The sequence below is a fragment of the Marinibacterium profundimaris genome, from assembly GCF_002210095.1.
In the GTDB taxonomy this organism is placed as follows: Bacteria; Pseudomonadota; Alphaproteobacteria; order Rhodobacterales; family Rhodobacteraceae; genus Marinibacterium; species Marinibacterium profundimaris.
In genome coordinates, this window is the sequence record NZ_AQQR01000008.1 from 1 (window position 1) to 23,393 (window position 23,393).

18 protein-coding genes are annotated in these 23,393 nt (G+C 65.0%); 9 read left to right on the forward strand and 9 right to left on the reverse strand.

From position 1 onward, the window contains the following. Positions 1 to 700: 700 nt before the first annotated feature. Positions 701 to 1,489 (forward strand): Crp/Fnr family transcriptional regulator, encoded by a 789-nt coding sequence (locus ATO3_RS17465; RefSeq protein ID WP_158217993.1) that lies wholly within the window; start codon positions 701 to 703, stop codon positions 1,487 to 1,489. A gap of 225 nt (positions 1,490 to 1,714) precedes the next feature. On the opposite strand, the gene ATO3_RS17470 is transcribed toward ATO3_RS17465, so the two are convergent. Both ATO3_RS17470 and ATO3_RS28550 read right to left on the reverse strand, forming a co-directional pair. Then, positions 1,715 to 3,784, reverse strand: coding sequence for a catalase (locus tag ATO3_RS17470; protein ID WP_088651184.1), 2,070 nt, complete (start codon positions 3,782 to 3,784; stop codon positions 1,715 to 1,717). A 1-nt stretch (position 3,785) separates the two neighbouring features. Then, positions 3,786 to 4,145, reverse strand: a complete 360-nt coding sequence (locus tag ATO3_RS28550; RefSeq protein WP_143747300.1) for a hypothetical protein — start codon at positions 4,143 to 4,145, stop codon at positions 3,786 to 3,788. Positions 4,146 to 4,538: 393 nt separating this feature from the next. On the opposite strand from ATO3_RS28550, the gene ATO3_RS17475 reads away from it, so the two are divergent. Beyond that, entirely contained in the window at positions 4,539 to 7,529 is a 2,991-nt protein-coding gene (locus ATO3_RS17475) for a cytochrome P460 family protein (protein ID WP_088651185.1), read from the forward strand. Positions 7,530 to 7,671: 142 nt separating this feature from the next. Here ATO3_RS17475 and ATO3_RS17480 read toward each other — a convergent pair whose 3' ends face one another. The 4 genes from ATO3_RS17480 to ATO3_RS17495 all read right to left on the reverse strand — a co-directional run bounded on the left by ATO3_RS17480 (position 7,672) and on the right by ATO3_RS17495 (position 11,792). Beyond that, positions 7,672 to 8,715: a LacI family DNA-binding transcriptional regulator gene (locus ATO3_RS17480; RefSeq protein ID WP_233152198.1), complete on the reverse strand. Its 1,044-nt coding sequence runs from the start codon at positions 8,713 to 8,715 to the stop codon at positions 7,672 to 7,674. Between the two features lie 39 nt (positions 8,716 to 8,754). Next, positions 8,755 to 10,248 (reverse strand): tripartite tricarboxylate transporter permease, encoded by a 1,494-nt coding sequence (locus ATO3_RS17485; RefSeq protein WP_088651187.1) that lies wholly within the window; start codon positions 10,246 to 10,248, stop codon positions 8,755 to 8,757. Positions 10,249 to 10,252: 4 nt separating this feature from the next. Continuing rightward, positions 10,253 to 10,672, reverse strand: coding sequence for a tripartite tricarboxylate transporter TctB family protein (locus tag ATO3_RS17490; RefSeq protein ID WP_088651188.1), 420 nt, complete (start codon positions 10,670 to 10,672; stop codon positions 10,253 to 10,255). Positions 10,673 to 10,742: 70 nt separating this feature from the next. Continuing rightward, entirely contained in the window at positions 10,743 to 11,792 is a 1,050-nt protein-coding gene (locus tag ATO3_RS17495; RefSeq protein WP_088651189.1) for a Bug family tripartite tricarboxylate transporter substrate binding protein, read from the reverse strand. A 251-nt stretch (positions 11,793 to 12,043) separates the two neighbouring features. Between ATO3_RS17495 and araD the strand changes: the two genes are divergently transcribed. The 3 genes from araD to ATO3_RS17510 all read left to right on the forward strand — a co-directional run bounded on the left by araD (position 12,044) and on the right by ATO3_RS17510 (position 15,611). Next, positions 12,044 to 13,786, forward strand: a complete 1,743-nt coding sequence (gene araD, locus ATO3_RS17500) for an L-arabinonate dehydratase (protein ID WP_088651190.1) — start codon at positions 12,044 to 12,046, stop codon at positions 13,784 to 13,786. A 10-nt stretch (positions 13,787 to 13,796) separates the two neighbouring features. Next, positions 13,797 to 14,696, forward strand: coding sequence for a dihydrodipicolinate synthase family protein (locus ATO3_RS17505; protein WP_088651191.1), 900 nt, complete (start codon positions 13,797 to 13,799; stop codon positions 14,694 to 14,696). A gap of 204 nt (positions 14,697 to 14,900) precedes the next feature. After that, on the forward strand, positions 14,901 to 15,611 hold the full coding sequence (locus ATO3_RS17510) for a ribonuclease activity regulator RraA (protein WP_088651192.1): 711 nt from the start codon (positions 14,901 to 14,903) through the stop codon (positions 15,609 to 15,611). 291 nt (positions 15,612 to 15,902) lie between these two features. Here the strand turns inward: ATO3_RS17510 and ATO3_RS17515 are convergent, their stop codons facing one another. The 3 genes from ATO3_RS17515 to ATO3_RS17525 are packed head-to-tail and all read right to left on the reverse strand — an operon-like array spanning position 15,903 to position 18,009. Continuing rightward, positions 15,903 to 16,415 (reverse strand): Lrp/AsnC family transcriptional regulator, encoded by a 513-nt coding sequence (locus ATO3_RS17515; RefSeq protein ID WP_088651193.1) that lies wholly within the window; start codon positions 16,413 to 16,415, stop codon positions 15,903 to 15,905. Continuing rightward, positions 16,412 to 17,272, reverse strand: a complete 861-nt coding sequence (locus ATO3_RS17520; RefSeq protein WP_088651194.1) for a VOC family protein — start codon at positions 17,270 to 17,272, stop codon at positions 16,412 to 16,414. Before ATO3_RS17520 ends, ATO3_RS17515 begins: the two co-directional genes overlap by 4 nt. A 26-nt stretch (positions 17,273 to 17,298) precedes the next feature. Further along, the gene (locus tag ATO3_RS17525; RefSeq protein WP_198963300.1) at positions 17,299 to 18,009 is read right to left on the reverse strand and encodes an SDR family oxidoreductase; all 711 of its coding nucleotides are present in this window, start codon (positions 18,007 to 18,009) and stop codon (positions 17,299 to 17,301) included. 212 nt (positions 18,010 to 18,221) lie between these two features. On the opposite strand from ATO3_RS17525, the gene ATO3_RS17530 reads away from it, so the two are divergent. The 4 genes from ATO3_RS17530 to ATO3_RS17545 all read left to right on the forward strand — a co-directional run bounded on the left by ATO3_RS17530 (position 18,222) and on the right by ATO3_RS17545 (position 23,391). Then, positions 18,222 to 19,817 (forward strand): ABC transporter substrate-binding protein, encoded by a 1,596-nt coding sequence (locus ATO3_RS17530; RefSeq protein WP_088651196.1) that lies wholly within the window; start codon positions 18,222 to 18,224, stop codon positions 19,815 to 19,817. A gap of 78 nt (positions 19,818 to 19,895) precedes the next feature. Then, complete coding sequence (locus ATO3_RS17535) at positions 19,896 to 20,873, forward strand: ABC transporter permease (protein ID WP_198963301.1); 978 nt, start codon at positions 19,896 to 19,898, stop codon at positions 20,871 to 20,873. Next, the gene (locus tag ATO3_RS17540; RefSeq protein ID WP_088651198.1) at positions 20,870 to 21,751 is read left to right on the forward strand and encodes an ABC transporter permease; all 882 of its coding nucleotides are present in this window, start codon (positions 20,870 to 20,872) and stop codon (positions 21,749 to 21,751) included. Before ATO3_RS17535 ends, ATO3_RS17540 begins: the two co-directional genes overlap by 4 nt. Beyond that, entirely contained in the window at positions 21,748 to 23,391 is a 1,644-nt protein-coding gene (locus tag ATO3_RS17545) for an ABC transporter ATP-binding protein (RefSeq protein WP_088651199.1), read from the forward strand. Before ATO3_RS17540 ends, ATO3_RS17545 begins: the two co-directional genes overlap by 4 nt. Positions 23,392 to 23,393 lie beyond the last annotated feature (2 nt).

The window sequence follows — 23,393 nt, forward strand, 5'->3', positions numbered from 1 at the left end:
AATTTACGCCAGATCTTGTCCAAGAGATGGGGAGTAGCTCACAAGCTGCCTGCGGGCTGTCCCCCGGACCAGGCATGTCCCAGCCCTTCGATGACCCAATGTTCGACCGCTTCCATGCCGGCGCCGTCGCAGGTCGTGCTAAGCCGATAGGACCGGCTTCCCGCAACGCTGTCGGCTTCGGTCTGAAGGCTTTGCGCCGGGCCGCCTTCGAGAGCCTGCCGGACGATTGCCACGCCGTTGGATGGGTGAACGGTAGAGTCGGCATCGCCATGAAATACGATGGTCCGCGTGGGGGCCCTGCGTGGCGCGCTATCGGCCTCGCGACAGGCCATGGCCGAGAAGGCGGAAGGCACATCTTTTTTGCCGCCCCCGCGGGCAGACCCGAATGGGCGCCCACCGCCCTGAACAGATCCGGCCCCGGACACGACCTTGGCATCCACCGGGGTTTCTGCGGCGACAGGTCAAAGCCGACATCCGCCAAGGGGCGTAATCTTCAAGCAGTCAGCTGCCCTGTTCGGGGCCCGCTTTTCTGCCCTGCGCACAGGGAGCGCCAGTCGATTGCGGGCTGTCCGAACCGGAGGGAACACTGTGCCGGCAACCGCGTTCAAATCAAATGGCAGTGTGTCACCCAAGGTTCAGCGCGGGCCGTTCCCTGACCGCTGCTTCCACAAAGGATCGACTGCCCTGCAGGAGACGATGGATGAAAGGCGAATGGCCTGGCAGGCCGGAACGTGCGATTGCGAAGACAGGTTCGAAAGCCCGTGCAGGCGCACTGAAGGACCAGGACCGACGCGGCGCCGTCCGGCGGCTGGATCCGGGCTCCTGGCGATTGCTGCGCACCGCCTGTTTCGAGATACGGCTGCTTGACGCACGCGAAATGCTGTCGAAAGCGGGCGAGAGGCTGGACGTCAGTGCGCTGTTGCTGGACGGGTTGATGGCGCGCTATGTCCGCGGCTCAAAAAGGAGCGAGCCGCAAAGCGCGATCGTTGCCATCAGTGTGCCGGGGGATTTCGTAGACCTGCACGCCTTGCCGCTGAAACGTCTGGACCACGATATCGCTGCCCTGACGCGGGCGCGGATCGCGATCTTTCCGCACGCGGCGTTGAACGACATCATTGAACGGTCCTCCCATCATGCAAGGCAATTGTGGGGCTTGACCATGATCGATGCCTCGATCCACCGGCATTGGATTTTCCGTTCAAGCCGGTTGCGCGCGCTGGCGTCAGTGGCCGATTTCGTGAGCGAGATGGACCTGCGCCTTCAGGACGCCGGAGAGAGCACCGTCGACCGTCTTCCCTTGCCCCTTCTGCAGACCGATCTGGCCGAGATCGCCGGGCTGTCCCCGGTCCATGTCAGTCGCGTCTGCAGACAGCTTCGCGAGAGCGGAGCCTGCACGATCCGGGACGGATATGCCAAGATCCACGACAGGGCGCTCTTGCATCATCTGGCGCATTTCGATCCCTCCTACCTCTATCCACCCGAAGAGTGAGCGCCGTCCCGCCGTGCCCGCGAACCGGTCGCGGGCACGGGCAAAGGTCGCGTCGTCCGAGCCGTTGGCGACCACCCCCTATTCCACCGCGACCCTGCAAGGCCATGCGCGCGGCCTCGAGGCAGGGCACCGCTCCGCCTCGTTTCGCGCTGGGATGGTGATCGCCGCTGGCCAGGGCGCCCTTGGGCCGAACGCAAGGCTGCGCCCGGCTAGGGGGCCGGCGGCTCACGCCGCCCGTTCCCAAAAACGAAGGGCTTTGCAGGCAGCGATGAAGTCTTCCGGTACGCCGTCCAGAACGAAGACCCCGTCATCGGCCTCGTCCGGGACGGCGGCGGACCAGAAGGCGGATTTGGCCTCTGCCGTCAGCGCGATGAACTTCATGTGCGCAAAGGCGTCGCCCAGGAAACTTCGTGCGCCGTGCATGCGCGCAAGCCGGGCTGCGCCATCGTCTGAGGCGAGGACGGCCACCGCGTCGAACAGGGCCGACGGCGCGCCATCGAGCTTTTCATCCGCGGCGATCGTCTTGCCACGCGCGGTGGTCACGCCGCCGACCTTCTCGGCGATGACCGTGACCTGCGCTCCGGCGCTCTCTGCCGCCGACTTGAGCGCCTCGAAGGCGCCGCCGTCGATGCCGTCGGTCACCAGCAAGCCCAGCTTGCGGCCGGCAAAGCTGTCGGGCGGGTTGGCGACGATGCTGAGCGCGGGCGAAACATCGGTCTTGATGACGTCGCGCGCGGGGTTGGCTGCACTTGGCATTCCTGCCAGACCCAGGCCATCGGCGACCGTTCTGGCAAGGTCGTCGTCGACGACCATCAGGTGGCCGACCATGCGCTGCCGGATCGACAGGTGTTCGACCTTGGAAAGCTCGAAGACGAAGGCGTCGGCGATATGCCCTTTTTCGACATCGGTCTGGCTGAGGTAGAACTGGCGTGCCTGGCTGTAATGGTCGGCAAAGGTATCGGACCGGACGCGCTGTTTCGGCCCCGCCTCTTCGGCCGGGTAGGAGGTGAACCCGCGGTCGGGATCCTCGCGCGGGCCCTCGCCAAAGCTGTTCGGCTCGTAGTTCGCCCGGCCCTTGGGATTGCGCATGGCCATGTGGCCGTCCTGTTGCAGGTGGGCAAAGGGGCACTTCGGCGCGTTGACCGGGATGTGGTTGAAGTTCGGCCCGCCCAGCCGCTTGAGCTGCGTGTCGAGGTAGGAGAAGTTCCGGCCCTGCAGCAGCGGGTCATTGGAATGGTCGATGCCGGGCACGACGTTGCCGGTCTGAAACGCGACCTGTTCGGTCTCGGCAAAGAAGTTGTCGACCATGCGGTTCAGCGTCAGCGTGCCGACGCGGCGCACCGGGAGGATTTCCTCGGGGATCAGCTTGGTGGCGTCCAGCACGTCGAAATCGAAGCTCTCGGCGAACGCGTCGTCAAAGACCTGAAGCCCCAGATCCCACTGCGGAAAGTCGCCCTTCTGGATCGCGTCCCAAAGGTCGCGGCGGTGAAAGTCCGGGTCCGCTCCGTTGATCTTGACCGCCTCGTCCCAGAGAACGGATTGCATGCCCAGCCGGGGTTTCCAGTGGAACTTGACGAAACTCGACTTGCCCTCGGCGTTGACCAGCCGGAAGGTATGCACACCGAAACCTTCCATGAAGCGGAAGGATCGCGGGATGGTCCGGTCGGACATGATCCAAAGCGCCATGTGCATGGCTTCCGGCATCAGCGAGATGAAGTCCCAGAAATTGTCATGCGCCGTCTGCGCCTGCGGAAAGCCGCGGTCGGGCTCCTGCTTGGCGGCATGGATCAGGTCCGGAAACTTCATCGCGTCCTGAATGAAGAACACGGGGATGTTGTTGCCGACGAGGTCCCAGTTGCCTTCCTTGGTATAGAACTTCACCGCAAAGCCGCGAACGTCACGGGCAAGGTCGGGGGACCCCTTGTTGCCGGCAACGGTGGAAAAGCGCACGAAGACCTCGGTCTTCTCGCCCACTTCGGTCAGCACCTTGGCGCGGGTAATGTCGGAAAGGTCCTCGGCCAGCTCGAAGGTGCCGTGGGCGCCATAGCCCCGGGCGTGGACGACCCGCTCGGGAATGCGCTCGTGGTCGAAATGAAACAACTTCTCGCGGAAGATCTGGTCTTCGATCAGGTGCGGTCCGCGCTGTCCCACCTTCAGCGCGTTCTGGTCGTCCGAGATCGGCATGCCGACCTGCGTCGTCATGGTCTCGTGGGTGTCGTCTGCGATCTGATGAGTCTCGCCGCCGTTGCCCTTGCGGGGGGAATTGTCGTCTTTCATGGTCAAATTCTTCTCCATTTCAGTCTTTCATGGCGTGGGTGCGGGGATGGCCGGCCGTGGCGGGATGAAGCAGGCACGATGACCTCGAACCACGGAAAGCCAACCTGTCGGGCGAAGGCGCGCAATGTGCGCGCGACGATGGCGGGAGGTTCGTCATGGGGCGCCAGATGCACGGAGAAATGCAGACGCCGTGGCGTCGTCGATCATGACGCCGCTTCGGTATGTCGGCACTTCCGGCCAAACCCGGCATGAAGGTTGAGCGCCCGAGAATGGCCTGGACCAGCATGGCCAGCGCGACCACCGGAACAGCCAGTGTCGGCACCAGTTTGGCAAGCGAAATCAGTCCCAGGAAGGCGCTGCGCCCATCGGGTCGTGACATGGTTCGGGTCCTTGTGAGGCGGGCCACCGCGGGCGGCGGCGCTGTAATGGGAACAGCGGGCGCGCCCCAAGGTTCCGGCAACATTTGTTATCCCGCCCAGCTCTGCCGGCCCCTTTCGGCGCGGGTAAAGTTCTTCCTGCGTTGCTGGCCCCAACCGGTTTTCGGTGCCGTGAAATGCGCGCGCGACGTCCGTCCCGCGATGATTTCAACGGCGACACGGCCCTCAAGCGGGGTGCCGGGTGGGTTTCCGCAATTCGGGCGCCACGGCAACATTCCCGGTATGCCCGGCCCCAAGGGCCCGGAAATCCACGGCAAATCCCTGGGCAACCCATCCTTGCCAGGGCGGTCGGAACGCGACATCCTCGACGCAATTGTGCACTTGAAAGACCCGCCATGAATAACCGCCTCTTCGCCGGCATTCTCTGTTTCGTCTTCTCGTCGACCCCGGCACTGGCCCAATCGGATGCACAGGATCTGCCTCTTCCATCGGACCTGCCGCTGCTGGACTACCAGGCACAGCTTTACCCGTTCATCGCCAACCGGGACTTCGCCAAGGCCGGCTGGAGACGCGACAAGGCGTGGCGCGACACCGGGCCCTTTGTCCTGGGCACGTCTTACGGAACGCATCCCGCGGTGCGGATCTACTACTCGCCGCAGGTGATTGCCTGGCTGGAAGGCGGCCGCGAGGGTGCGATCCCGGACGGGGCGATCGTGGTCAAGGAAATGGCCACGCCGCCCGCCGCCCGTTACGTCGAATACCGCCGGACGCTGGAATACCTCCACCCGGACGACCCGGCGAAGGTCGAAGACGAAATGTTGAAATTCCTGCGCGGGACCGGCGGGCTGAACTGGACGGTGATGGTCAAGGACAGCGCGGTCTCGCATGGCGGATGGTTCTTCGCCTCGGTCGGTCAATCCGCCGAGACCGACAGTTTCGAGCCGCCGTTCGCCCCGGCCTCGGGTCAGGCCGGCGATGGCATGTGCATGCGCTGCCATGCCTCTGCCGCCGAGGAGTTGATCTTTTCCGCCCTGGACAATGTCGAGGGCTATCCCGGCGAGCCGCTGATCTTCCGCGTCGATGAAAGCTGGCGAAACATGGACGGCTTTGCGCCGGGGCCGTTCAATCTGCCCGGCGTGCAGCGCCCGGCGATGGGCCTCAGCCAGTCAACGCTGATCCGCGATCTCTTTCACGACGATGCCGCCTTCGACCGATCGAATGCGCAGGCCGCGCCGTCGCCGACCGCCGCCAACCCGGACTTTCTGCGCATGTTTCCCCCGCAAGGCGGGATCGACATCGGGCCCGAACAGCTGCAACGGCTTCCGTCCGAGTGGCTGGACAAGGTGCCGTCGCGCCCCGGGGATCCGCAGCATTTCCTGACCTCCGACAATTGCATCGGCTGTCATGGCGGCCTGGGCGGGCCGCCGTCGGGGACGACGATGTTCCTGCAGACCGGCCCGAATTACGGCGATGGCTACAACATATCCGAATATGGCGAATGGCGCTGGTCGCCCATGGGGCTGGCCGGGCGGGACCCGATCTTCTTCGCCCAGCTCGAAAGCGAATTCGCGCTTCTGGAACAGGCCGGGTCCGGCGACCTGGTCGCGAACCTGGGGACGACCTGCCTGTCCTGCCACGGCGCGATGGGACAACGGCAGCTGGCGATCGATGCCCACGCCGACCCCGACGCCGGGCGCGACCCGAACGATTTCAAGGTGGCCTACACCCTGCTGCACGCCCCGCTGACCGCAGCCGAGGAGCAGGCGCAGAAGGCCGACGGCACCTTTGCCTATCACCAGTACGGCAACCTCGCGCGCGAGGGGGTTTCCTGCGCGGTCTGCCATCACATCGCCCCGCCGGAACAGGCAGAGGGCCAGCCGGACTACAACAAGCTCGACACCTACCTGATGAACGGCACCACAGGTGTCTTCCGCCTGACCGACGCCGACCGGCTGATCGGTCCCTTCGACGACGTCCGGCCGGTGCCGATGCAAAACGCCATGGGGATCAAGCCCGTGGGCGACCCCTATATCAAGGAGGCCGAGCTTTGCGGGGCCTGCCACACGATCAACCTGCCCAACGTGGATGCCGACCCGGACACCCCGCTGCCGGGCTATACGGCCGAGGATCAGGAGATCTTCAACCAGGCCGCGCGCAATGGCGCGGCGTTGCAGAAGGCCACGACCGGCGTGACCTTCCCCGAGCCGCTGACCAAGTTCCAGCATTCGGTGGAACAGGCGACCTACCTTGAATGGTCCAACAGCCGGTTCAGCGAGGAGGGCACGAAACAAACCTGCCAGCAATGCCACATGAAGCCGGGCTTTCAGAGCGTGGACGGCACGCTGGACATTCCGCAGATCACCACGCAGATCGCCACGATCCAGGACCGGACCCTGCCAGCGGTCGAGAACCTTCTTCCGCACGACGAGATCGACGTACCCTTCCGCAGCGACTACCGGCGGCACAATTTCGTCGGGCTCAATGCCTTCATGGTCGAGATGCTCAGCCAGTTCCGCGCCGAAATGGGGCTGAGCCACACCGACCCGATGACCTACGCCACGAACGGGGCGGAGCTGACGGTGGATACAATGGCCCTGCAGGCGGCCCACGAGACCGCCGACGTGACCCTGGATCTCAGCCCCGGCTACGGCGGGCTGGTCGCGCGGGTAGGCGTGACGAACAAGACCGGGCACCGCCTGCCGTCGGGTGTCGGGTTCCGCCGCGCATTTCTCGAGGTTCGGGCGGTGGACCAGGCCGGAAACACCCTGTGGTGTTCGGGCTGCACCAACGCGGTGGGCGTGATCGTCGACGGGACCGGCACGCCGCTGCGGACAGAGTTCCTGGATGTCGTGCCCGAGGGGGCCGACACGGCGCTCTATCAGCCGCATTACAGCGTGATCACCGACCAGACGCAGGTGCAGATCTACGAAGAGCTGACCCAGAACGCCGAGGGCGCCTTCACCACCAGCTTCGTACACCGGATCCACCACCCCAAGGACAACCGGCTGACGCCCATGGGCGCGCTGACACCGGGCACTCCGGCGTTCACGGAGAAGTTCGGCGACAGCGCCGTCACGGCGGCCTTCATGAAGGCCACGATCCCCGAAGGCCGCGCCGCCGAGGATCCCGGTTTCCGGCCCGGCTCACACCGGCTGGAGTACCGGATGGCCTTGCCCGCCGGCACCGATCCGGCGCGGGTCACCGTCACGGCCACGCTTTATTACCAGGCGATCCCGCCATACTACCTCAAGCAGCGGTTCGACACGGCGCCCGATGGGCCGGCGACGCAGCGCCTGTATTACCTGGCCAGCCGGCTGAAGACCGAGGGCACGCGGATCGAGGACTGGAAGCTTGCCACGGCGCAGGCCTCGGCCTCGCTTCAATGACACGGGCGGCTTTGTCCGCGCAGGCGCTGGTTCCGCGCCCCGTGTGCCGCTTTCTGCGCCTTGAGATCGCGTGATGCGCTTTGAGGGGGAGGGACATGGGCGCTGAACGGCAGATCTTCAGCCTGACGCACGGCGCTCGGGATCACGCGGATTGTCGGCGGATGATCTCGAAGCCCAGGTCGATCGCAGTGTCCGGGGTCGACGACCCCTCGAAGCGACGCAGAAGCGCATCGGCGGCCGTTCTGCCGAAGGCTTCCAGGTCGACCTTGATCGTCGTGATCGGAGGCTCGACATCGCCGGCAAATTCCTGGTCGCCGAAGCCAATGACGGCAATGTCGCCCGGTATGGCGAAGCCGCGCTTCGTGGCCTCGATGATGGCGCCGTGGGCCAGCACGTCCGAACTGCAGAACACGATCCCCGACGTGAAGCCGTGATCGTCGATGAGGCGGGCCATGCCCTTGCGCCCACGCGCCACGGTCGCCATCTCGTCGAAGTCGATCTCCGCCACCGGGGTACCGGTGAGCCGGGTGAAATGCTCGCTGAATGCGGCCTTCCGTCTCCGGGCGCGTTCGTCCCCCGCAGAGATCGTGGCCGCGGCGGTGTCGCCACGTTCGACGGCAAATTCCGCGGCGGCGCGGCCGGTCTCGACGTGGCGGAAGCCGATGCAGATGTCGATGGGCGAGTCGGTGAAATCCCAGACCTCGACCACCGGGATGCCCGAGGCCAGCAGCATCCGCCGGGCCTGGGGAGAATGGTGAATCCCGGTCAACAGGATCGCGTCGGGCCGGCGCGACAGGTGGGTCGCGATCGTGCGCTCCTCCTCGGCGGGGTCAAAGCCGGTCTCGGAGAGCAGGATCTGGTAGCCGGCCTCGCGCATGCGCTGACTGAAGGCGCGGATCATTGCCGCGTAGACGATGTTGGTGATCGACGGCACCAGCGCGGTGATCAGCTTGCTGCGGGACGAGGCCAGGGCCCCGGCGATGGCATTGGGCACGAAGCCGGTGGCGGCGATCGCCTCGTTGATCTTGCGCAGGGTCGCGGCCGAGACCTTCGACGGGTCGCTGAGTGCCCGTGACACCGTGACCTGGCTGACACCGGCCATGCGGCCGACGGCCTCCATCGTGACCCCGCGAGATGCGCTTCGCGCGGGCTTTCGCTTCGTGGGTTTGGTGTCGCCTCCATCCATGGGGTGCATATTCCTGGCGTCGTCCCGGGAAGGCAAGGGTCACACCCCGTCCGGCTGGCCCTTTGCCCGCCGCGACAGGACGACCGAGCCCAGGATCGACCCGATGATCAGCACCCAGAGCACCATGGCGATCCAGCTCTTGGTGAAGAAGATGCTCAGCGTTCCGAAGGATTCGAGGCTTTTGACAAAGTAGACTTCCGCCGACGGGCCGAGGATGAAGCCGATGATGAAGGGCGCCACTTCAAGCCGCAGCTTGACGAAAAGCCAGCCCCCGATGCCGAAGATCAGCAGGGTCCAGACGTCGAACATGATGCCGTAGTTGATCGTGTAGGCGCCGATCACGCACATCATCAGGATGACCGGGAACAGGATGTGCTTGGGGATCGTCACCACCAGGGCAAAGTACCGGATCGCCACGTACATCATCACAAACATGGCGATGTTGGCGATCAGCATCGCGAAGATCATCGCGTTCCACGTGTCGGGATTGTTGCCGATGAAGAGCGGGCCGACCTGGATGCCCTGGAGGGTGAAGGCGCCGATCAGCAGGGCGGTGGTGGAATCGCCGGGGATGCCCAGCGACAGCAGCGGCACCAGCGCGCCACCGGTCAGCCCGTTGTTGCCGCTCTCGGAGGCGATGATGCCGGCCGGCTCGCCCTTGCCGAAGGTTTCGGGGTGCCTGGAAAATGTCTTGGCGTTGGAATAGGCCAGGATCGAGGCGGCCGACCCGCCCACGCCGGGCAGGATGCCGACAAAGGTGCCGATGCCCGAAGAGCGCACGAGGTTCACGATCTGGCCCCGGAACACCGAGAACGAGAAGGTCGATTTGCCGCCGACCTTTACCTCGTCCTTGTTGAAGCCGCGCGGCACGCCCAGTTCGGCCTGTTCCAGGATCGCCGCCAGCCCGAAAAGGCCGATGAGCACGGGCAGCAGGGAGAACCCGGTTTCCAGCCAGTACTCGGTCCCCGGCGGTATCAGGCGCATCTTGCCGTTGCCGCCCGACGAGATGTCGTAGGTCCCGATCAGGGCGATGAAGATGCCCAGCACGCCCGAGAAAATGCCGATCAGCATGTCCGAGCTGAGCGCGGCCATCACCGTGAGGGCGAAGAAGATGATCAGGAATTTCTCGACGTAGGAGAACTTGATCGCGAAATCCGCCAGCGTCGGCGCGAACAGCCAGAGCACGAAGAGCGATACCAGCCCTCCGACAAAGGAGGCGACTATGCCGATGCGCAGGGCCTTTTCGCCTTCGCCCTTCTGGGCCAGAGGATAGCCGTCGAACGTGGTGGTGATCGAGCTTGGCGTGCCGGGAATGCCCAGCAGGATCGCGGGGACCAGCCCGCCCGAGATGCCGCCCACGTAAAGCCCCAGCAACAGCGCCAGGCCGTTTTCAAGGCCGAGGGAATAGGTGAGGGGCAGGCAGACGGCGACGGCCATCGTCGCCGTCATGCCCGGGATGGCGCCGAAAATGATCCCGATGAAGGTGCCGCCGACGATCAGCGACAGGAACAGGGGCGTGATGATCTCGAACATGGGCTTACGGCAGCGTGAGGAAGAAGGGATAGGTGAAAAGCCACCAGACGAAGGTCGGGGCCACGACCGAGACGATTGCCAGCGGAGCGATCTGGCGCAGCGTCCTGTCGTGCATGAAGAGCAGGCCGGAGAGGAAGACGAAGGGGATCGAACAGATCAGGAAGCCCATGCCGGTGTTGGGCCAGATGTCGCCCACCGGGACCATGAGCGAGAAATAGGCGAGCGTCAGGCCGAGTGTGCCGAAGAACCGCATGCGATCCATCTGGGCAAAGGTGGTGCGCCAGTAGGCGCCGGACCCCGCGATGCGGCGCCGGTCCCGGATGAGGATGGCCAGGCCCAAAAGCCCCAGGACAACGGCGATGATGGTCGGAAATACGAGATGTGACCGTTCGAAATCTATGGTCACCTCGGTCAAGTTGCCCATGAGCCCCTCCCGTCGTCATGGTGAATTGCCCGGGCGGGTGTCGCCCGGGCAAAGGTTTCGTCCAGGCTGCTCAGGACTCGCCCGAGATCTCGGCGATCACCTTGGAATAGGTGTCGCGCTTCTGCTCGAGATGCGCCTTGGCCTCGTCCGAAGGCAGGAAGTTCGGGATGAAGAACGACGCTTTCTGGCGGTCCTGGATCGCGCCCTCGGCGAAGATCTCGGTCAGGGCCGTGTCGATCTGGTCGATGATCGCCGGATCCATCTCCTTGTTGAACAGGAAAAAGAATTCCTTGTCGAAGGTGAAGTCCTCGCTGCCGTCCAGCGTGACCGAGGTTTCCGGCGACGCATATTGCATCAGCGCCGCCCGGTCCGTGTCGCCCATGCCGGCCTCGGGCGCCTGTTCCAGCGTCGCGGGGCGCGCGGTGATCCAGACGAAGCGCATGCCCTTTTCATCGCCCTCTTCGAGCTGGGTGAACTGCTCGTTGGCCTGGATGGAGCCGTTGATCACGTCGGCCAGCCCGTCCCACATCGCCTGGTTCTTGTCGGATTGCGAGCCGGTGTTGACGGCGACGATGTTCGCTTCGGACCCCGGGGACCGGACCGCCGCGGCGTTCTTCATGGCCGAGAAGCCGATTTCCGACACGCCGCCGGGCTGGATGGCCACGCGGACCTGCTCACCGTTTTCGGCGGCGGTCAGGATGTCCTCCATCGACTGGTAGGGGCTGTCGGCGGGCACGAGGTAGGCGTTGCCCGGGTTGATCGCGACGGTCGGACCAATGGCATAGGTGGCGAAGGGATCGTCGTATCCCTCGCGGCCATAGAGATGGCCCAGGTAGGACTGGTCGTGGAAGATCATGATCGTGGTTCCGCGGCTGTCCCGGTCCAGCGCCTTGAACGCGGCCGAGGCGCCGACGGCGTCGACCTTGATGTTGATGCCCAGGTGTTCGGACAGGGCATCGGCGACGATGGCGGAGTTCTGGTAGGTGTCGCCGCCGGTCGATTTCGACCCGATGACCATCCGCACGTTGCGGGGCAGCTCCTGGGCGGCCGCGGCTATCGGCTGGGCCAGGATCGCTGCGGTACTGACGGCGGCAAGCAGGGTTCTGCGGGTGAAAGTCATGGATGTCCTCCCATGGGGTCGCGGCGCGACCGGTTGATGTCCTTGTCTATGCATGTGCCGGTCACGCTCCTCCGCGTCCGACGGCACAATGTATGCGCATACATGTATGTTCATCACGACTCGCCTGAACCTGTCAAGACAGCTTCTCGAATAAACACTTGAAGGCGTTTTGCCCACTTTTCTCCATTGACCCAGAAGAATGTATGCGCATACATTTCCAGCGAAAGCCATCAGCGAGAGGGAGGTCGACCATGGCGAAGGACAGCGAGCAACCGACAAGCGGCCTGAGGAGCGACCGCTGGTTCGCGCCCGACGACCTGCGGTCATTCGGTCACCGTTCGCGCATGATGCAGCTGGGCTATGCCGAGGAGGAATTTCGCGGCAAGCCGCTGATCGGCATTCTCAACACCTGGTCAGAGATCAATTCCTGCCACGGCCATTTCCGCGAACGCGCGCAGGACGTGAAGAGGGGCGTGGCGCAGGCCGGAGGATTCGCGGTCGAGATGCCCTCGCTTTCGGTCGACGAGAGCTTCACCAAGCCGACCTCGATGCTGTACCGCAACATGCTGGCGATGGAGACCGAGGAGATGATCCGCAGTCATCCCTTCGATGGCGTGGTGCTCATGGGCGGCTGCGACAAGACCACGCCGGGCCTGGTTATGGGCGCGCTGACGGCGGGTGTGCCGATGATCTACCTGCCCGCCGGCCCGATGCTGCGTGGCCATTACGCGGGCAAGATCCTGGGCAGCGGTTCGGACGCCTGGAAATACTGGGACGAACGCCGCGCCGGCAACATTTCGGACGAGGAATGGCTGGGAATCCAGGGCGGTATCGCGCGCTCGGTCGGGACCTGCATGACCATGGGCACGGCCTCGACCATGACGGCGATCACGGATGCGATGGGGCTGACACTGCCCGGCGCGTCCTCTATCCCGGCGCCGGACGCGGGGCATCAGCGCATGTCATCGGAATGCGGCCGCCGGATCGTCGGCATGGTGCTCGAAGGTCTCACGCCCGACCGCATCGTCACCCGCGACGCCGTGCAGAACGCGGCCATCACCGCCATGGCGACCGGCTGTTCGACCAATGCCGTCGTCCACCTGATCGCAATGGCCCGGCGCGCGGGCGTCGATTTCACGCTGGATGATCTGGACGCGCTTGGCCGCACGACCCCGCTGATCGCCAATGTCCGCCCGTCGGGGAAGGATTACCTGATGGAGGATTTCTTCTATGCCGGTGGTCTGCGCGCCCTGATGAAACAGCTCGAAGAACGCCTGAACACGGAATGCCTGACCGTCACCGGCAAGACCCTGGGCGAGAACCTGGAAGGCGCCGAGGTCTACAATGACGACGTGATCCGGCCGCTGTCCAATCCGGTCTACCACGAGGGCTCGCTGGCGCTTTTGCGGGGCAACCTCTGCCCGGACGGCGCGGTGATCAAGCCGGCCGCCTGCGATCCGAAATACTACCTGCACGAAGGCCCCGCGCTGGTCTTCGACAGCTATCCCGAAATGAAGGCCGCGATCGACGACGAGGACCTTGAGGTTACGCCGGATCACGTGCTGGTCCTTCGCAATGCCGGGCCGCAGGGTGGGCCGGGCATGCCGGAATGGGGCATGCTGCCGATCCCCAAGGCGCTGATCCGGCAGGGGCATCGCGACATGCTGCGGATCTCGGACGCGCGGATGTCCGGCACGTCCTACGGTGCCTGCGTCCTGCACGTTGCGCCCGAAAGCTTTGTCGGCGGACCGCTGGCGCTGTTGCAGACCGGCGACATCGTGCGGCTCGACGTGCCGAACCGGCGGCTGGACATGCTGGTGGACGAGGCCGAGATCGAACGTCGCCGCGCCGCCTGGAGCCCGCCCGAACCGCGCTTCCAGCGGGGCTATGGCTGGATGTTCTCCAAGCATGTGCTGCAGGCGGACAAGGGCTGCGATTTCGACTACCTCGAACGGGGCTTCGGTGAAGCCGCCGGCGAACCTGACATCTTCTGAGGAGGCCGGCATGGCTCATGACCTGGACAACGCGCTCGAGGGGATTTCGGGCATTCTCGTGACGCCCTACGACGCAGCGGGCGAGATCGCGCCCGCGAAGCTCTCACCGATTATCGACCGGGCGCTGGGCGCGGGCGTGCACATGCCGGTGGTCAACGGCAACACCGGCGAATTCTATGCGCTGACCACCGACGAGGCCTGCACCATGGTGGCCGAGGTCTGCGCCATGGTCGGGGATCGGGCGCCGGTGCTGGCCGGGGTCGGGCGGGGCATTCGCGATGCCTGCCGCCTGGCCGAGGCGTCGGCGCGGGCAGGGGCGTCGGCGTTGATGATCCACCAGCCGCCGGATCCCTTCGTGGCGCCGCGCGGCACACTGGACTACGTGAAGGCCGTGGGCGACGCCTCGGGCGGGCTGCCGATCATGCTTTACCTGCGCAACGACGCGATCGGCACAGACGGGATCAAGGCGCTGTGCGACCTGCCCGGCGTGAAGGGCGTGAAATGGGCGACGCCCAACCCGCTGAAGCTTGCCGATGCCATTGCCGCCTGCGATCCGTCGATCACCTGGGTCGGCGGCCTGGCCGAGGTCTGGGCGCCGCCGCTCTACGCGGTGGGGGCGCGGGGGTTCACCTCGGGGCTGATCAACGTCTGGCCGGAACGGTCCATGGCCATCCACGCGGCGCTGCACGGCGGAGATTACAGCACCGCCAACCGGCTGATCGCCGGGATGCGCGCCTTCGAGGACATTCGCGCCGAAGAGCTCAACGGCACCAATGTGACCGGCGTCAAGGCGGCGCTGCAGGCGCTGGGCCAGGATTGCGGCCCGACGCGGCCGCCGTCGGCCTGGCCGCTGACCGGGCCGCAGCAGGTCAGGTTGCAGGACTTCCTGAAATCAAACGGCCTGATCTGAAAGCCCGACAGATGCCGGCATTTCGGGGTGGCAGGCCGCTGATCGCCATGAGGGGCATGGATGACCATGCCACCGGTGGCGCGCGCTTCAGCCGATGCGCGGTGGCCATCCTGCCGGTCCCCGCGTCCCGCGCCCGGATGGCCTGACCTGATATCACCGCCGGCGGCGATGCCCGCCGGTTCCATGAACGGAGGAGAGACGAGAATGAACGAAGCGACCCGCGAAAAGCTGATGAGCGTTTCGGTGGCAACCCTGGCGACGGCGCTTTTCAAGCGCGGCCTGCGCAATCAGGTGATACAGGGCGTCGGCCCGATCGGCTGGAAGGGCAAGAACATGGTGGGCCCGGCCTTCACCCTGCGCTACATGCCAGCGCGCGAAGACCGCAACCAGCTGACTGAGTTCCGCAATCCCGAGCATCCCCAGCGCAAGGCGATCGAGACCTGCCCCGAGGGGCACGTGCTGGTCATGGACAGCCGCAAGCAGGCGAACGCGGCCTCGGCCGGTGACATCCTGATCACCCGCCTGATGATGCGGGGCGGGGCCGGCGTGGTGTCCGACGGCGGGTTCCGCGACGCGGCGGCCATCGCCAAGCTGGACATGCCGGCCTACCATACGCGGCCGACGTCGCCCACGAACCTGACCAACAACGAGGCGATCGAGATCAACGGTCCCATCGGATGCGGCGACGCGCCTGTCTTTCCGGGCGATGTCGTCGTGGGCGATGCCGATTGCGTCATCGTCATCCCGGCGCACCTGGCCGACGAGGTCGCCGACGAAGCCGTCGAAATGACCGCCTACGAGGATTTCGTGTCCGAGCGGGTCAGGGAGGGTGCGTCGATCATCGGCCTCTATCCCGGAACGAAGGACGAGAACCTGGCGCTCTTCGCCGAATGGCGCAAGGCAAACGGACGGTAAGACCGGCGCGGCGGGGCCTGCCCGCCCCGTCTCGGGCCGGCGAGGTCAGATCTGGGCCGATCCCGGGGCCCGGCGCGGTCCCGCGAGACGGGCGAGTTGGCCCGGGACTTCGCAATCCTCCGCGGGGGGGCACATCGCTGGTCCCCGACCGGACGCGGCGGCAAGAAGTTCCGGCACCTGCCGGACCGGATCGACGATGACGCTGTCCGGCTCTGGCGTCCGGACCATGCAGGGGTTTCCCTCCGGCATGCCGGAGGGTTCTGCGCCCCGATGTCATTCAGTCGTCCCGGATCAAAGGTGTTCGGTCGGGATGGCGGTCGTGAACTTCAGCTCTTCCATGGCCATCATCGAATTCACCTGGCTGAATTCTAGGCGGCGGATCATCGTCTTGTAGACGGCATCATAGGACGCCATGTCCGGCACCACGACCTTCAGGATGTAGTCCACCGTTCCGGTCAGCCTGTAGGCCTCGACGATCTCGGGGATCTCGTCGATCAGCTTGCGGAACTCCTCGAGCCAGTCGATGCCGTGGCGGGTCGTGCTGAGGCCGATGAAGACGGTGAGAGGCACATTCGCCCGCTGCTGATCGACCAGCGCGACGCGCTTCTTGATCAGGCCAGCCTCTTCCATGCGTTTGATCCGGCGCCAGCAGGGGTTGGTGGACAGGCCGACCGTCTCCGAGATCACGTGCATCGGCGTATCGCTGTCCTCCTGGAGCATGTCGAGGATCCTCCGGTCGATATCGTCGAAGGATATGCTCTCGATCGGCTTGGAGCCTGTCTTGCGAGGACGCCGTTCCGTCATCCTGCCACGAACTCCATCAGCACGCCGGCTGCGTGTTCCGGGCCCACGGCCAGCCCCTCGGCGGTCTCGACCGGGGTGATCCCCGCCGCGCTCAGGCAGCCCGTGACGGCGGACAGATCGGCAACCTTGACCCGAAGCGCGGTGAAGGCGCCGCGCGTGGTGCCCGCAAGGTCGAGGCCCTCGTAATAGGCGCCAAGCCTGTCCGGGCCGGCCAGGATCAGGGGGGCGGAATTTTCGCCGGTGTGGACGGTGCTGAAGCCGTCTTCGGTGCTGACCGTTCCAGCGGCCCACAGTCGGGCGAACCGTTCGGCCTCATCCTCGGGGGCGTCCGAAAGGGCCAGTATCGCGCCAAGCCCCGTAGCCGTGTTCGGATGGGACAGAAGCTCGCGGACCCAGACGGTTTCGGGCGTCTTGTGTTCGCACATGAAGACGGTGCCGCGCGGCGTCTCGTCGGGTGTGAAGGCCACGGTAGAGAAGGCAGCGATCCCCTCTGTCCCGTCGGGAAGCGGCACGGGGCGCGAGAAACTGCCCAGCCCCTGGGTCGCGATGCCCAGCTCCTCCAGCTCGCGGGCCGCGTCTTCGGCTGTGCCGATCCGGCAGGCAATGGCGTGGAGCCCCTGTTTCATCGTGGCCAGCATCTCACGCCGCGGGGCGTTAAGCTCTGTCGGTTGAAGGATTCCCAGCAGCTCGAAATAATCTTCTGGAAACATGATCGTGTAGTTCGCGGTGCCCTTCGATGCCGAATGCAGGCCGCGCGGCGACAGGGTAAAGCCAAGCGCCCGGTACTGGGAGGCTGCGGTGTCGAGATTGTCGACCAGCGCGAAGCAATGGTCGATGCCTTTCACGGGATGCGGCATGGGGTGGTCTCCGGTGTGTTGAGGTGTCAGCGGCGCACGGGCGCGAGCAGGATTTCCGGGAGGGAAATTCCCGGCTGCATCTGCGCCACGAAAAGCGCGGTCTTGGCCATGTCTTCGGGTTGGATCATCGCGGCCAGTTTCGAGGTGTCGAACCCGGGCCGCCTGGACAGCAGCGGTGTCGCGACCTCGGCCGGGCAAAGCGCGGTGGAGCGAATGCCGTTCACGCCTTCCTCGTCGTTCAGGCTGAGCGAGATGTCCGACAACGCATGTTTCGAGGCGCCGTAGGCAACACCGCCGACATCGGAATGGAACCGTCCTGCCCAGCTGGAGGTGTGGATCATCACGCCGTCCTGCTGCGCGCGCATGATGGGCAGGCACGCGGCGATCACGTTAAGCGCGCCGGTCAGGTTCACGTCGATCACCCTGTCCCAGCTGTCCCAGTCCAGGTCGGCCCATCTGCGCCTGGGAATGTTCAGGCCGGCATTGTTGCACAGCACGTCGAGCCGGCCGCCCCAGTCCCGGATGTCCCCTGCCGCCCCGGCCATGCCGTCGCGATCCGTCACATCGCCGGGAAGAACCAGAACCTCGTCCCGGTCCGGCAGGGCCTCGGCCACCTGTTCCAGCGTCTCGGCCCGGCGCGCGGTCAGCGCGACCCTGTAGCCGGCCTGGGCAAATGCCGTGGCCATAGCGGCGCCTATGCCCGATCCGGCGCCTGTGATCCATACAACCTTGCGCAAGGGCTCCCTCCGATTGACCGCTTTGGTCGGTTAATTTAATACCAAGCTATGGGATCTTTGTAGATGTTTTTACCACTAGAGTTGTGTTTTCTGGTTTTTCTGTTGACCGAGCTGCGGGAAGAGCCTCAGATTAAGCCATGTTGGCCGGGGGTGCGACGTCTGGCCCGCCAAAAAGCAGAGCAAATCGAATCCCAACTTGGAGAAGCTTGAAGATGACGGTCAAATTAAGAAAGGCAGGTCTGATGCTTGCCGCGGCCGGGGCGTTCAGTTCCGCCGCGTTCAGCGTCGCGGCCCAGGACGAGGTCCAGAAGGGCGGCACTGCCATCATTCACATGAATTCCGAGCAGCGCATCCTGAACCCTGCGCTGAGAGCGTCGACCGGGGTCTACAACATCTCGGGCAAGATCATGGAACCCCTGATCGACAAGAGCTACGACGGCTACGAGCCGGTGCTGGCCACCGAATGGTCCGGCTCCGAGGATGGCAGCCAGATCACCGTCAAGCTGCGCGAAGGCGTGAAATGGCATGACGGCGAGGATTTCACCTGTGAAGATGTCGCCTTCTCGGCGATGGAAATGTGGAAGGAGCTGCTGAACTACTCCTCCGCGCTGCAGGCCAACCTGGAAAGCGTCGACTGCCCCGATCCGCATACGGCCGTGTTCAACTATTCCAAGCCGATGCCGCTGGAACTCTTCGTGGCCGCGATGCCGGATCTCGGCCACCCGGTGCCCAAGCACCTTTACGAAGGCACCGACCTTCTGAAAAACGAATACAACAACGCGCCCGTCGGCACGGGCCCCTTCAAGTTCGTCGAATACCAGCGCGGCCAGTACGTGATGGCCGAGAAAAACGAGGACTACTGGCGTGACGGGTATCCGTATCTCGACCGGATCGTCTGGCGCTTCATCAAGGACAAGTCCGCTGCCGCCGCCGCTCTCGAGGCCGGCGAGGTGCATGAATCCGGGTTCATCGGGGTCTCCATGGCGGATGTCGAGCGTCTGGCCGAGGACGACCGTTTCGATGTCGGGACCAAGGGGTACGAGAACAACGTTGCCCACTCGACCGTCGAGTTCAATCACCGCAACCCGATCCTGGCCGATCTGAAGGTGCGTCAGGCCATCTATCACGGCCTGGATATCGACTATGCGATCGACACGATCATGCGCGGCTTCGCCAAGCCGGGCCGCGGCCCCGTGCCCAGTGCCGGCGGGATCAACTATACCGACGACGTGCCGACCTATCCCTACGATCCCGAGCTTGCCAAGCAGATGCTGGACGAGGCGGGCTACCCGGTCCAGGACGACGGCTTCCGGTTCAAGCTGCGCCACCGTCCCGCGCCCTGGGGCGAATACACCCAGCTCTGGGCCGAGTATTTCGCCCAGGCCATGAAGGAGATCGACATCGACGTCGAGCTGCTGACCAATGACGCGCCGGGCTTCCTGAGCGGGGTCTATCGCGACCACGATTTCGACACGGCGAACGGCTGGCACCAGTTCCGGTCGGACCCGGCCGTCTCGACGATGGTCTGGCTTCGGTCGGGTCAGCCCAACGGCACGCCCTGGACCAACCAGTTCGGCTGGAAGAGCGAAGAGATCGACACCATGATCGACGAGGCCGCATCCGAGCTGGATGTCGAGAAACGCGCCGAGATGTATCACCAGATCCAGGTGCGCGCGATGGAAGAGCTGCCGGTGATCTTCGCGATCGAGCATCCCTTCATCTCGGTCACCTCCAAGAAGCTGAAGAACCATCACAATACCCCGCGCTGGACGTCCTCCAGCTGGTATGACCTCTGGCTCGAACAGTAACCTGAACAGGGGACGGGCGCGAAAGGCCGCGCCCGTCTCCACCCTCCCGACAGCATTCCCCTGAACATGGCCGTACACATGCCCCCAATATTGATCTACGCCCTTCGCCGATTGCTGCAGGCCGTGCCGGTCGTCATCCTGATCATGATCACCACGTTCCTGCTGCTCAAGCTGGCGCCCGGTGATACGGTGGATGCGCTGGTGGGCGACATGGGCGGGGCGGACGCGGACTTCATCGCACGGCTGCGCGCCGAATACGGGCTGGATCAACCCGTCCTTGTCCAGCTCTGGCGGTACATGGTGAAGCTCGCCTCGTTCGATTTCGGATGGTCCTTCGTCTATGAACAGCCCGTCTCAACCGTCCTGATGGAGCGGCTGGGCACCACGCTGCTGCTGATGGCGACCTCGCTGAGCATTGCCTTCACCCTTGGCATCGTCCTGGGCGCGATTGCGGCGCGGCGGGCCTATTCTCTGACCGACAACGTCATCTCGGTCCTGGGGCTCGTCTTCTACGCGACGCCCTCGTTCTTCCTGTCTCTGATGCTGATCCTGGTGTTCTCGGTCCATCTGGGCTGGCTGCCGGTCGGCGGGATAAAGACCATCGCCGCCTTCTACACAGGCTGGGATCATGTCTGGGACGTGGCCCGCCATCTCATCATGCCGACCGCCGCGCTGTCGTTGATCTACCTTGCCTTCTACCTGCGCCTGATGCGGGCCTCGGTGATCGAGGTCGCCGACCTGGATTATGTCCGGACCGCGCGGGCCAAGGGCGCGAAGGAAGGGCGGCTCATGATCCATCACATCATGCGCAACGCCCTGCTGCCGGTGGTCACGCTTCTGGGGCTTCAGTTCTCCACCGTGCTCGGCGGCTCGATCGTGGTGGAAACCATATTCACGCTGCCGGGTCTCGGGCAGCTTGCCTACCAGTCCGTCGTGCAACGCGACATGAACACGCTGATGGGGATCATCTTCCTCTGCTCGATCATCGTCGTCGTCGTAAACTTCCTCACCGACCTGCTTTATGCTCGTCTGGACAGCCGGATCGAACTTGTATGACACTCGCCGATTCACAACAGATCGCTCCGCCGGAACCGCCGCGCTACATCGTCTTCTGGCGCCGGTACCGCCGCAACCGGGCGGCCTTGCTGGGGCTGTTCCTTTTCGTCCTCGTCGTCCTCATGGCGCTTTCGGCCGGGCTGGTCGATCCCGAGGATCCGCTTCGCCGCGCCGGCCCGCCGCTGACGCCGCCCTTCACCAGCTGGGAGACACCGCTGGGCACCGACCAGCTGGGCCGCGATGTCCTGTCGGGCGTCTTCTACGGCGCGCGGATCTCGCTGATGATCGGCGTGGTCGCCACGCTGGTCGCGATCTCCATCGGGGTCGTCATCGGTGCGCTGGCGGGGTATTTCGGCGGCTGGGTCGACGATGTGCTGATGCGCATCACCGAAGCGTTCCAGACCATTCCGAACTTTGTGCTTCTGCTGGCGCTGGTGGCGATCATGGGGTCCAAGATCGAATGGATCACGCTGGCCATCGGCATCGTCAGCTGGACGGCGCCGGCCCGCATGGTGCGCGCCGAATTCATGTCGCTCAGGCACCGCGAATTCGTCGATGCGGCGCGCAACCTGGGCGTATCGAACACCGCCATCATCTTCCGCGAGATCCTGCCCAACGCGATGCCGCCGATCGTCGTCTATGCCTCGGTCATCATGGCTCTGTCGATCCTCATGGAAAGCGCGCTGGCCTTCCTTTCGCTGGGCGATCCCAACTATGCCAGCTGGGGCAACATGATCGGGCAGGGGCGCGCCGTGCTGCGCTCGGCGCCCTATTGCTCCGTGATCCCCGGCATCGCGATCATCCTGACCGTGCTCTCGTTTTCGCTGCTGGGCGAAGGCCTGAACGATGCGCTCAACCCGAGGCAGAAGAAGACATGACCGGCTCCCATCCGATCCTCGAACTGCGCAACCTGCAGATCTCGCTTCCCAAGGGGGCCGACCGCCCGCTGGCCCTTGAGGGGCTGGACCTGACCATCGAGCCGGGCGAGATCGTCTGCCTCGTCGGAGAAAGCGGGTCGGGCAAATCGCTCTGCGCCGGCGCCATCATGGGCCTGCTGCCCGAACCGCATGTGCGTGTGACCGGCGGTGAGATCCGCTTCATGGGCGAGGACCTGCGCGGCCGGTCCGACAGCATGATGCGCAAGCTGCGCGGCGCCGACATCGCGATGATCTTCCAGGAGCCGATGACGGCGCTCAATCCGCAGAAGACGGTGGGCTGGCAGCTGGACGAGGTCCTTCGCCTGCATACGGACATGAACCGGGCGCAACGTCGGGCGCGCACGCTGGAGATGCTGGAGCGCGTCCACATCCCGGATCCGCAATCGGCTTACAATGCCTACCCGCACCAGATCTCGGGCGGGCAGCGCCAGCGCGTGATGATCGCGATGGCCCTGTCGTTGTCTCCGAAGCTTATCATCGCCGACGAGCCGACGACCGCGCTGGACGTGACGACCCAGCTGCAGATCCTCAAGCTGATCCGCGAGCTGCAACAGGACGAAGGCGCGGGCATCCTTTTCATCACCCACGATTTCGGCGTCGTCGCCGAGGTCGCGAACAAGGTCGCGGTCCTGTGCCGGGGGGAGCTGGTCGAGGCCGGTACGACGGACGAGGTGCTCAACAATCCCCAGCATGCCTATACCCGGGCGCTGATCGCCGCGGTGCCTGCGCTGACCCCGCCGCCGGTCAAGGCCGTCAACACCCTGCCCGTGGTGCTCAGGGGCACCGGGCTGAAGAAAACCTTCGCCGCGCGGGGCGGCCTGCTCTCCGGCCGGCGCAAGGCGGTCACGGCGGTGAGCGATCTAAGCTTCGAGCTGCACCAGGGCGAGACCCTGGGCGTGGTGGGCGAAAGCGGATCGGGCAAGACCACGGTGTCGCGGATCGTCACCCGGTTGCTGGAATGTGACGCGGGCAGTGTCGAGGTGGACGGCAAGGATCTGCTCGCCTGTTCGCCCAGAGAACTGCGCGCGATGCGCAAGCACATCCAGATGGTCTTTCAGGATCCCATGGCGTCGCTCAATCCGCGCAAGCGTGTCGTGGACCTGATCGCCCAGGGGCCGATCGTGCATGGAACGGATCCCGCGCTGGCCCGCGAGAATGCCAAGAAACTCCTTGAACTCGTGGAACTGTCGCCCTCCGCGGCGAACCGCTTCCCGCACGAGTTCTCGGGCGGGCAGCGCCAGCGGATCGGGATCGCCCGTGCCCTGGCGCTGGAGCCCAAGGTCATTGTCGCCGACGAACCGGTCTCGGCGCTCGATGTCTCGGTGCAGGCGCAGGTGCTCAAACTGCTGGCGGACCTGCGCGAGCGGCTGAACCTGTCGCTGCTGTTCGTGACCCACGATCTGCGCGTGGCCGCGCATCTGTGCGACCGGGTCATGGTCATGCAGAAGGGCGAAGTCGTGGAACACGGACCCACCGCCGAGATCTTCGCGGATCCGCAGCACCCCTACACCCAGAGCCTGCTCTCTTCCATCCCGGGCCGCGACTGGACCCCACCGTCGCGGCACACGGATGCCGCCTGAGG